This window comes from Ignavibacteria bacterium (genome assembly GCA_025612375.1).
Classification (GTDB): Bacteria; Bacteroidota; Ignavibacteria; order Ignavibacteriales; family SURF-24; genus JAAXKN01.
In genome coordinates this window covers 1-9,507 of sequence record JAAXKN010000010.1, presented here as the reverse complement: position 1 = coordinate 9,507, position 9,507 = coordinate 1, and the positions used below count along the sequence as shown (strand labels likewise).

Annotated in this window: 6 protein-coding genes; 2 read left to right on the top strand and 4 right to left on the bottom strand. The window is 43.7% G+C overall.

The genetic code is table 11. The features are described 5' to 3' along the window. Positions 1-351 precede the first annotated feature (351 nt). Entirely contained in the window at positions 352-630 is a 279-nt protein-coding gene (locus tag HF312_08680) for a hypothetical protein (GenBank protein ID MCU7520276.1), read from the bottom strand. Between the two features lie 208 nt (positions 631-838). Beyond that, positions 839-3,193, bottom strand: a complete 2,355-nt coding sequence (locus HF312_08675; GenBank protein MCU7520275.1) for a 4Fe-4S binding protein — start codon at positions 3,191-3,193, stop codon at positions 839-841. A gap of 375 nt (positions 3,194-3,568) precedes the next feature. On the opposite strand from HF312_08675, the gene HF312_08670 reads away from it, so the two are divergent. Then, the gene (locus tag HF312_08670; GenBank protein ID MCU7520274.1) at positions 3,569-4,498 is read left to right on the top strand and encodes a FeS-binding protein; all 930 of its coding nucleotides are present in this window, start codon (positions 3,569-3,571) and stop codon (positions 4,496-4,498) included. A gap of 411 nt (positions 4,499-4,909) precedes the next feature. Here HF312_08670 and HF312_08665 read toward each other — a convergent pair whose 3' ends face one another. Then, the gene (locus HF312_08665) at positions 4,910-5,761 is read right to left on the bottom strand and encodes a hypothetical protein (GenBank protein MCU7520273.1); all 852 of its coding nucleotides are present in this window, start codon (positions 5,759-5,761) and stop codon (positions 4,910-4,912) included. 1 nt (position 5,762) lies between these two features. Beyond that, positions 5,763-8,075, bottom strand: a complete 2,313-nt coding sequence (locus tag HF312_08660) for a TonB-dependent receptor (GenBank protein MCU7520272.1) — start codon at positions 8,073-8,075, stop codon at positions 5,763-5,765. Between the two features lie 410 nt (positions 8,076-8,485). On the opposite strand from HF312_08660, the gene HF312_08655 reads away from it, so the two are divergent. After that, on the top strand, positions 8,486-9,507 hold a 1,022-nt coding region (locus HF312_08655; protein ID MCU7520271.1), incomplete at its 3' end, for a thiolase family protein.

The following is a 9,507-nucleotide window of genomic DNA, read 5'->3' as shown; positions in this document are numbered from 1 at the left end:
CTGAGGGCTACTGCGCTTCCGCTTAGTGCGGTGGTCTTTAGAAAAGCACGTCTTGATAATAACATTGCAATTTATTTGAATATTGGAAAATGCTTATTCCGGGTAAAAACCTCATCTGCAAACGGAACGGTATGAACTGCAACCTGTACTTTATCTAACTGTCATAAAATCCGGTTACAATTTACAATATTTTTCAATACAATATCACGTTCTGTCTTATAGACTGCACAATATTTATTACTGCTTTCAACGGAAATCCGGTGTTAAAGGCGTCATTGCTTGCGGAGTTCGGCGCGAGCCTGGAGCAGAAAGATTTTGCTTAGAAACACTCCGGTTTATCCCGGAGTGCTTCTATTCAATTGCAGCCCTTCCGCTTTTCATAGCTTCAATCATTTCTTTTGTAATGCCTGGGACCTTTGCAACGTCATCCCACGACTTAAAAGGCCTGCGGGCAATGATGTCTTTTGCAATATAGTCACCGATCAATGGAATATCTGCAATTCTTTTCAGGTCGTCGGTATTGAGGTTTACGGGACTCTTGTCATGCTTCCCGTGCTTGAAATTAGCCGGTTCATTCTGCCCCAGATAGCTGTGCGACATGAACTGGCTGCCTATTCCTTTGTCTCCCATTTTCTTTTCTCCTCTGATTTCTTTCTAAGTATTTTAAGCATCAGGAGTATATTTGGAAGCCCATTTTTAATTACCCGTCCGGCAGGAAATATGTCTCCGCAATTATTTAATTTGCCGCACGCGGGGTTTACTTTCACTCGCAGCGTGAAGTATAAATGTATTGAAAATGAATGGAGGGGCGGAAAAATCCGCCCCTGAAAAACAGAATCTACTTCACTGATAGCAGCTTGTTATTCTGCTTTGCGGCCTTCGGACCCTGAGGCTCTGAATAATTAGACCTTAGCCTGAACTTTGTTATGAGCTCTCGTAGGTTCAGCGTCAGTTGGTTCAGGTCATTTGCCGCACGGGCTATCTGTTCAATGCCGGCAGCAGATTGCTGTGTGACAGTGGATATGGACTCAATATTTTTTGATATATGTTCTGCGGAGTTGGACTGTTCCTCGTTTCCGTTTGCAACCAGTGTCACAAGCTCAGATGCTTTTTCATTATCGGACAAAATCTGCTCCAATGCATGAGCTACCGATTCGGTCATAAGCATTCCTTCCTCTACAGCCCGCTGCGCTTCATCCATTGATGAATTTGCCTCGCCGGCTTCTATCTGTATTGCCTTAATTGTGTCTGCTATTTCCTTTGTAGCCTTGGTCGTACGCTCGGCAAGCTTGCGGACTTCATCAGCAACAACCGCAAAGCCCCGGCCCTGTTCGCCGGCACGGGCAGCCTCAATTGCTGCGTTAAGTGCAAGCAAATTGGTCTGATCCGCTATATCGTTAATTACCTGTGCTATTTCACCAATCTGATTTGTTCTGCCGGCAAGCATCGAAAGTTTTTCTGCAGTAAGTTTTGTGGAGCTTACAATTTTATGCATCCCTTTCTTTGTCTCCTCAATCTTGCGGGCACCGTCATGTGCACTCTGGCTTGCCTCATTGCTGTTGGTTTTTGCAAGCTCTGCATTCCGTGAGCTTTCAAGTATGCTCCTTGTAATCTCCTCGATTGCCCCGGCAACTTCCGAGGTCTGAATTGACTGGCTGTTTGCCCCTGCGGCCATTTCTTCTGTCCCAGCTGAGATTTGCGTTGCAGCACTTACAGTGGTTTCAACTGCCTGTGTGGTTGAAGTAAGCAGGCCTTCAATATTCGTTATTGCAGTATTTAATTCCTGGAATATGCCTGCGACCTTGGATTTGCCCTTGTCAATGAACCTGATTGTAAGGTCGCCATGTGCCAGTTTATCAACGTAAGGGATGTTCTGCTCAACGTACTGTTCTGTCTTTTCAAGAAATGCATGACAGTTACTGGCTTTGTTCAGTCCGTTAAAAATTGCAATTGCCATCTTTGCACAGCTGTTGTACCCGCATGCGGCACAGTCCTTAAAGTCTTCCGGCTTTTCCTTCAGCATGCTGCGGTAGACTTCCTCTAGTTTCTTTTTGTCCGGGATCTTGATAGCAGACCTGAAATTTTCAGACAAGTCTCTGTAGCTTCTGTCGTAAATTCCTTTCTCCCAGTATTTATCCACTACTTTTTTGACCTTCTTTTGGGAAGGTATCTTGTCAAACTTGCCCTTATATCTATTCTGCATCTCGAGCTTTCTTTCTTCAATAAGGTGTTCGACCTCGTCTGCGGTAAGTTTTCTTTCGGTGCCGGTGCCGAGGTTGCATCCAAATTCACAGTTAAGACAGTCTATGAGTACCGGTGAAGAGCCTTTTTCAATATCGTCCTTCAGGTGCTCAAAGTAGTGATAAATGGATTGCGGCCCCTCAATTTTCCTCGTGATGTCAATGATAGCAGCATTTTCCCTGATTGCAGTCTTCATTAACCCGCCTGGAGAGGAAAACAATACGGCGCGTTCAGCCGGAGGATTGTCGTAATCCACGGCAGGATAACTTCCTAGGTTGATGCCTGAAAACCTGAGAAACTCGCTCAGGCTCTTCATCGTAACATTATAGTCACCAAGCTTTACCTCATCAAATTCTCTTTTCTTTGCTATACATGGAGAGACTACCAGTATCTTATGGTTTTTGTATTCGGGATAATAACGTCTAATCATTTTCATTGTATGCGTCATCGGGCTTTCTGCCGGCGCGAGGTATTTGATAAGTTCAGGGCGGTAAATCTCAATATAGGTAACCAGGGCAGGGCAGGGCTGCGAAATTACACATTTGGGAGCGTTTTCCTTTATGTGCTCAAGATAGCTTTTAATGGTCAGTTCGGCTCCGAAGCTGACGTCGAAGACGGCTTTTAATCCCATGGATTTGAGCCACCCGTTAAGGTGCAGATAATTGCGCGGAAAGTTTGAAGCAACAGCTGGTGCTGCAATGGCAATCATCGGGATCCCTTTTTTAAGATCTTCCTGCCACAACTTCATGTCATCTACAATTGTTCTGGCTCCGTGCACACAGGCAGAAATGCACTCGCCGCAGCCGATGCAAAGATCGGGATTGATGACCACATGACTCCCTGAGGCGTCATTGCAGTATTTTACTGGACAAACCGAAATGCACTGATGGCAGTTGATGCACTTATCCTTATCAATGCAGATAATTTCCGGAAGGCTGCTTCTGTAACTCATTTGTGTTCCCCTCAATGTTAATTGAATTATTCAGAAATTCCAAATGACCTGATCTTTAATGTTAAATATGGAACTATTGAATCATGGTGAACAGTTTTAACCCGTGGGGGGCTGGTTATCCGGATAATATATCTGGTTTATTTCCCAAAAACATCTTATGAAAGGAAGCCTTAATTACCATTGCCATAACTGGCTGCGTGATTAGCCAACGATAATATTAAAACTCAAATATAATCGCGCAAATATAAGGAAAACTTTTACACATTTCCCAAATATATTTTTTATTAAAATTTTTTGGCCGCAGAAAGCCTGTTTCCGGTGGCTTTTGCATGAGAATAATATTTTATATATTACCTTGAACCTTCGGGAGGAGTTATGGACTCTAATGAATTCAAAAGGGTATTTAATAGTGCCCTGAAGAACCGGGGTTATAAAGGAAGCATCATTTCGGTAGAACGCCTGAAAACAGTTCATCAGGAGATCATGAGGCTGAATGAAAACGGTTTGCTTGACCCTGAATTCTGCCGTGAGAGGCTTGCTTTCCTTAATTTTACCCCTTCATTTCCCGATGCGAAGATCATCATCCTTACGGCTTCTCCGCAGCCCCGGAAACTGGTTACTTTTTCATTTGAAGGCAGGCCGTACGACTTCATTGTTCCTCCGACCTATTCCCATGAAACCGATATCAGCGTGGAAACCATTATACGCGGCATCCTGGAGCCTGAGGGCTACCACATCATCTGGGCTTCGCTGCCCGAGAAACTCCTGGCTGTACACAGCGGCCTGGCAGAATACGGACGGAACAATATAACCTACATACCCGGCATGGGCAGCTTCTTCAGACTGGTGGCCTACTTTTCGGATTTTCCGGCTGAGGAGGATGAGTGGGGAGATCTGAAAATGATGAAGCGATGCCAAAACTGCACGGCGTGCATCAATAAATGCCCAACAGGTGCAATACCCGGGGACAACTTTCTGCTGCATGCTGAAAAATGCCTTACATTTCATAACGAAAGGGAAAAGGAGTTTCCTGAATGGGTGGACCTGTTCTGGCACAACTCTATAATAGGCTGCATGAAATGCCAGAATGTCTGCCCGGAAAACAAAAAATTTGCCGCGTGGACACAAAGGTCGGAAATTTTCTCTGAAGAGGAAACATCCCTTATTCTTCAAAACAACAGCTCTTCACTTCTTCCGGATGAAACAGTCGAAAAGCTGGATAAGGCATCATTGCTTGAAGACCTGCCGGTAATTTCAAGGAATCTTAAGGTGCTGTTGGATCAGCAGTCATTTTTCTTTTCATGAAGAACGCTGAAGCTTCCTCATTTTTCACCACACGTCCGGAATTGCTTAATTCTTGGCCGTTTTAAGGTTTTTGCAGCCTGTTTTAGGTCACTATTTTTGGTATTGTTCTGCCGGGAAGTATTTTTTATCATTATACCAGTTACTGAACGCCGCATAAGCAAGTAAGTAACTAATAAGACTGGTAAAAGAGCACGTGGCGCAAAAGAAGACGCTGGGAGCTATATAAATAGAAACTACAAGAGTCAGGTACAAAATTAAAAAATTATATAAACGGTAAAACGAATATTTAATTTTTTGGTTTTTGCTCAATAGTCTCGATAAAGAGTTTATATAGCCAAGGTACCATGAAGGTCCAAACCCTTCCATGCTCTTTACCGGTTTTTTTATTTTTAAACCTCCCCATAAAATATCTCATTTATCATAGTATATTCTAACTTCCTTCATTAGTGAAGAGGAAAAACATCCGTAAGCGTTGTTCAATCCAACAGGTTCTTTCTTGTTCCAGTAATGCTCTACATAATTATTATCATAAGCTTCAACACGGATTACAACTGATCCTGACTGAACATCAGTATAATAGCTCAGGACATCGCCCACCCGGCAGGATGTAGTTGCCGCCCAAAAGCTGCTTCTTGCGCTATAATTCTCAACTTTCCATGTTGAATCCTGAAAATCATAAAACCTCATCGGGCAAATAACAGTTACCATATATCCTGCTGCGTTTATACTTTTGTTCCACGTTATGGAGGAGTTAAGCAGGTTACTGATGCCTCTTTTTTCTTCAGCGCTCCTGGGAGAAGTTATGTTAAAATCCCCGGGCGTGGTTATTTTACCTGTAATCAAATTACCATCTGCATTGACGGACAAATAGTAATCTGTCAAAGGTTTTACCTTAAAAGCCATGCTGTTGGTATAGTAAGGTTTATAGGGGTTCAAAGAGGAATACCCGGAATAGTATGAAGAATAGTTAACAGTATCCTGCGTCAGCTTAAAACTGGTACTCTGCCCGCCAGGAATGTCCTTAAGTGTAACTTCAGCATTTCTGTTGAAAAAATTAAAATATGGATCTGCCGCAAAAGCATCAGGTCTTCCAGAAAGGTCCGGGTTCTTATAAATATATAATTGCTGCCGGGAACTGTTCACCTGAAGGTTAAAAAACAGGCTGTTCTTAATTTTTATCTCCCCTGGGTTGTTCAGGTTTTCACACCCGGAAATAATTACTGGAAGCACTGATGCTATAATGAGAATAATATTTTTTTTCATGTTAAAACTCTGCTGTTATTCCTATTACGGGGAAAATGGTGGAGCCCACTTCCTGTCCCTCCTGAGGCGTTACCTGCAATGAGGAAGGCTCATAATTAAACGGGTTAGGACTATTATAAACATTCATAACCTGAAGATAAGGTTTGTAGAGAATGCTGCCCCACATAAATGATCCCGAGATACCTAAATCCAGCCTGTGGGATTCTTTGAACCTTTCGGAGTTCCTTCTTCCTTCAATCAGTTTCAGGCTGTGCCCATCGTGGAAATAAAGAGAGACATCGCCGTCGTCGGGAATACCGATGTATTTCCCGGCAGGTACCGTGTAAGGCAGGCCCGTCGAGAAAGTCCAGAACGCATTCAGCTGCCAGGAGTTGGAAAGGGCGTAGTTCATAAGTATCTTCACGTTATGCGTCCTGTCCAAAGGAGCATAATAGTAGTAGACCTCATCTTTCTTAACCGAATGCAGGAATGAATACCCAAGCCATCCTGTTAAGTCTCCTTCCTCTTTTTTAAGGAGAACGTCCAAACCTGCGGCATAGCCTTTTTCATACTTTAGCTCCTCATCCGGTCCGTAGGTTGTTGCAAGATTGTTTCTATCCTTAAAATAGCCCTCCACCTCCAGGCTTGTTTTCTCGGAGAATACATCTGAGAATACGAGTCCCGTTGCATAGTGGCCTGAGTAAGGGATGCTATTCCTGTCTTCCGGCAGGAAAGATGTCATAAAGGGGGTGAATATGGCGTCTGTTTTTCTCTCTTTAAGGGTGTATGTATTTTGAAAATACCTCCCGTAGCTTATGTGCCCATGCAGGTTCGGGAGAAAATTATAGCTAAAAGTAAAAGAGGGAAGAAGAAGGAATGCATTAAGGTTTTTAATATAGCTTCCCCTCAAGCCTGCCGTAAGCTCACATTCAGGGCTCAATGTAACTTTGTCGGTTACAAATGCATTTAAGTAGAATTCATTCCCGTTATAATCATATTGGGCCGGGGCAAAGTCAAAGAACAGGCTCTCAAGTGGATGAATATACATGCCGTTTAAGTCTGTCTCATCGAAATTCCAGTTGTAATGTATCTTTTCATGCTTTGCCTCAATTCCCATAGAGAGCGCCTGCCCCTCGGGATGAAAGTTGAATGTGAGCCTGGCCGTAATGTCTTGGATATAGTTACTAACTTCTGTAGTATCTGTTGTACCCGCCTGGTGCTCAAAGTCGGTGAAGAATACCTGAGTATTTAATCCTAAAGAAGCCCGGCTCATGAAGGCCTTAAACTCAACCGAGCTTTTGCTGTTGAAAAAGTACTCATCTGCCAGGTTCAAAAACAGATTACCCCAGCTTGGGTCTTCCTTCCGGGCAACAAAAGCTCTTTCGCCATCCAGGCCATAGACGTCCCTCGAGTAAAAGGCGCTTATAGTAAGGAGGTGACTTTTACTTACCGGGTAAACATACTTTGAATAAAGGTCATAGAAGTAGTAAGGGAAATGTACCCCCTTGATCATGCGCGTTAAGAAATCAAAGTATGTTCTTCTTCCTGAAATGATGAAGTTGCCTCCCAAGAGCGGTCCGTCAAGAGCCAGTTTTACAGAGGCCATGCCTATAGCAGCACTACCCTTAATGCGTTCATTGTTTCCCTGTTTTGAGTTCAGCTCAAGAACTGAAGACAAGGCTCCTCCATACGAGACAGGGTAATTTGACATGTAAAGCCTCTCGTTCTGCAGTATGTCGCTGTTGAACATGCTGAAGATACCGACTAAATGGTAAGGGTTATAGATCGGTATGCCGTCTAAGAAGACGAGTGTCTCGTCATAGTTTCCACCGCGCACAGAAATCTGGGCCGACATATCTGCCGCCGTCGTTACACCGGGCAGTGCAAGGAATGCCCTGAATGCATCAGGTTCTATGAACTGAGGTACCTTGGATAAGTCACCCGGATGTATGCTGTATGAGTTTACGACAGGCTCTTCAGTGAAGTGTTCACCCGTAACTGTAACGCCTTGTAAGAGAATAGGTTCCGGTGTAAGCTTTACTACAAGCTTAAGCAGGCTTTCATCATCAAAGTCTACTTCAAGTGTCTTCTCCTCATATCCCACCAGCTTAATCTTAAGCCTTTCAATCTTCCTGTCTGTTCTTAACTGGAAGAAACCGGTTTTGTCTGAAGTAGTAGAGGCATCATCTCCTGAAGAGACAACAGCTCCTTCAAGCCTCTCGTTTGTCTTTTCGTCATAAATGAGGCCTTTAATTGTAAAAAAGGAAGTTTCATCCTGTGCAAATAAATGGCAGGATAGGAGAATAAAGATCAGCGTGCAGGCAAGTTTTTTCATTTTCCTCGATAGAAGATATTAGTTGATAGCGTGAATTTAACAGGGAACTAAAACATCTCTTACTGGAACGGAACCTGAAAACAACTGAAGGAACAAATAACATTGTTCTGCCAAATATAATGCAATTTCTTTCATAGTTACAACATGCCGCCAACTAAAACTATGCATTCTTGACAATAACTTTTTTTTGTGTTAAGTTTTTGAGGTTTGAAACATATCAAACAATATAAGAACTTTCATTTTCCCCGGCAGACCGGTTACGGGGAACACGGCTTTTACTGAGAAATTTTTTACCTTTTCCTTCTTTTGTTTTGAATTTACCTTTAGTAGAATAATACTTTTGCACCATATTACACTTAGTTATCAGATACTTTTATTTTGGCTTTACCTTAAAATAAACAGGAGCATCTATGAAGAAGGTTGTGATTACCCACGCAAAACGCACTCCTATTGGGTCTTTTAACGGAGCTCTTTCCCCCTTTTCTGCCCCACAGCTCGGAAGCATGGCTATTAAGGCTGTCCTGGATCAGTCGGGATTAGATAAAAACCTCGTGGATGAAGTCATTATGGGCAACGTCCTGACTGCAGGCCTGGGACAGGCGCCGGCACGCCAGGCCGCAATTTTTGCGGGCCTTCCGGAAAAAGTTGAATGCCTTACCATAAATAAAGTTTGCGGAAGCAGCCTTAAGGCAGTTATGCTCGCCCATCAGGCAATTGCTGTGGGAGACGCCGATATAATCATTGCAGGCGGACAGGAAAGCATGACCAATGCTCCTTACATCCTTCCCCAGGCCAGAAACGGCTACCGCCTTGGAAATGCAACAATGTACGATTCGGTTGTACTCGACGGCCTCTGGGACGTCTATAACAATATGCACATGGGCAGCTGCGCCGACTCGTGCGCAAAGGACTTTAATTTTACGCGTGAACAGCTTGATGAGTTTACTGTTACTTCCTATAAACGCGCCATCAGGGCTCAGAAGGAAGGACGCTTCAACGATGAAATTACAGAAGTTAAGCTAAAGTCAAAAACGGGTGAAACCCTCGTTTCTAAAGACGAGGAACCTGAAAAAGTAAAATTCGACAAGATCCCGGGCTTGAAACCGGTATTTGATAAAAATGGTGTTGTAACTGCGGCCAACGCTTCCAGCCTTAATGACGGCGCTTCAGCACTCCTCGTAATGTCGGAGGAAAAAGCTCTTGAACTGGGTCTTTCCCCTATGGCTGAAATTGTGGCACAGTCTTCTGCTGCCAAGGCCCCGGTAGAGTTTACTACAGCCCCGGCTGACGCCATACAGAAAGTGCTTAACAGAGCCTGCCTGAAGCTGTCGGATATCGGCCTTTTTGAAATCAATGAGGCTTTTGCCGTAGTATCCCTTGCAGTAGCAAAACTGCTCGGGCTTGACGCTGAAAAGGTAAACGTAAACGGCGG